This window comes from Aeromicrobium piscarium (assembly GCF_007421815.1).
Lineage (GTDB): Bacteria > Actinomycetota > Actinomycetes > Propionibacteriales > Nocardioidaceae > Aeromicrobium > Aeromicrobium piscarium.
Window position 1 is genome coordinate 1 of sequence record NZ_VLNT01000041.1, and the last position, 1,351, is coordinate 1,351.

A 1,351-nucleotide genomic window follows, 5' to 3' on the forward strand; every position below is an offset into this window, starting at 1 on the left:
GGATGCTCCTATGGATGTCAAGCGGCGAGGGTGAGGCGTCTGGGCTCGACGTGGTCAGCGGTGAGGACGTAGTAGATCTCGCGGGCGATGAGTCGTTTGAGGCAGCGGATGATGTCTTTCTTCGAGAGGCCCTCGGTGGTGCGGCGACGCATGTATGCCTGGGTGCGTGAGTCCCAGCGCAGCCGGCAGAGCACGATCCGGTAGAGAGCGGCGTTGGCTTGTCGGTCACCACCTCGGTTGAGCCGGTGACGGTGGGTCTTGCCTGAGGAGGCTGGGATGGGAGCAGCGCCGCAGAGCATCGCGAAGGCAGCCTCGGAGTGGATCCTGTCGGTGTTCTCGCCGGCTGTGACCAGTAGCTGTCCTGCGACGTCTGCGCCGACACCTTTGAGTGCGAGCAGGTCGGGATTGATGACAGCGACCAGCGGCTCGATGAGCGCGTCGAGTTCGGCGATCTCCTCGGTGAGCGCGGCGTGCCGGCCGGCCAGGCTGCGCAGCGCGACCTTGGTCGCCTGTTCGGGCTCATCCACGCGGGAGGCGTCCGGACGTAGGCCGGTGCATGTGTCGAGCAGCTCTTGCTTGGCCAAGCCGCGAAGGCGTGCGCGTAGGTCGTCGGGTGCGGTCACGATCAACGTCTTGATCCGACGCATGCAGTCCGCACGCTGATCCACCGCGCTGCGTCGGGCCACTCTCAGGTTCCGCAGAGCCTCTACCCGGCCGGTGCGCACCTTCGGAACCCCAGTGCGGACCCGCGCCAGAGCTGCCCTGGCGGCGGCTTCGGCATCGATCGGGTCGGACTTGCCTGCGCTACGGCGTGTTCTACGGTCGGGCCGGTCGATCTCGAGCATCGGCACGTGTGCGTCATGCAGATGGCGAGCCAGACCGGCGCCGTAGGCGCCGGTGCCCTCGATGCCGACGACCAGCAGCAGCCCGAGCGAATGTAACCAGGCCAGCAACTCGATGTAACCGCGCCGTGTGGCCGGGAACTGACGGTGGCCCAGAAGTCGCCCGGCGCGGTCGATTACCGCAGCGGTATGGGTGTCTTGATGGGTGTCGACGCCCGCGGCGACCTCAGTCTGCTCTGTCTGGCTCCTGGCGTCCTTACATGCGATGGTGGTCATCGCCGTCCTCTCACTTGATCTGGCAGGGCGGCACGCACCCGCCGAGGTGAGCGGACAAGACAGTGATGGGTGCCTGCTGGCACAGGCTCCTATGAGGTCACGACCCTCGTCTGGTGAGTGCACACGAGCCCCGCAGCGGATCGACCGACAGATCCCGTTAAAGACCCTCAGTCAGTCAGTCGCTGAGTCAGGACGACCGCTGCGGGGCTCACCCACATCATCACTGTCAGTCG

Annotated in this window: 1 protein-coding gene; it reads right to left on the minus strand. The window is 66.1% G+C overall.

Going from position 1 to position 1,351, the window contains the following annotated elements; all coding sequences use genetic code 11:
* Window positions 1–17: 17 nt before the first annotated feature.
* Complete coding sequence (locus tag FNM00_RS18640; RefSeq protein ID WP_143915031.1) at window positions 18–1,118, minus strand: IS110 family RNA-guided transposase; 1,101 nt, start codon at window positions 1,116–1,118, stop codon at window positions 18–20.
* Window positions 1,119–1,351: the final 233 nt, after the last annotated feature.

Excerpts from the sequence above, each read along its gene's own strand:
- FNM00_RS18640 (WP_143915031.1), bottom strand. The coding sequence starts at position 1,118 with ATGACCACCATCGCATGTAAGGACGCCAGGAGCCAGACAGAGCAGACT.